The 221-nt window shown below is 37.1% G+C and carries 1 pseudogene; it reads left to right on the top strand.

Annotated features, from left to right (window positions below):
* Positions 1-221, top strand: a pseudogene (locus tag NO346_RS14810) (IS1 family transposase); the annotation flags it as partial.

The raw sequence follows: 221 nt of genomic DNA, 5'->3' as shown, positions 1-221 counted from the left end.
ACAGTATAAAGAAAAATGGCATCAAAGTAGATGGGAAACAAAACTATCAGTGCAAAGACTGTAAACGTCAGTTTATTAGTGACCATGCTCTGAGCTATCTAGGATGTCATTCAGGCATTACTCGAAAAATATTACAGTTGATGATCAGAGGTAGTGGTATACGAGATATCGCTGAAGTTGAGCGAATCAGTATCGGTAAAGTTTTACGTACTTTAACCGAA

The sequence above is a fragment of the Acinetobacter sp. 5862 genome (genome assembly GCF_024494585.1).
GTDB lineage: Bacteria > Pseudomonadota > Gammaproteobacteria > Pseudomonadales > Moraxellaceae > Acinetobacter.
This window is presented reverse-complemented; position numbering and strand designations above follow the sequence as displayed.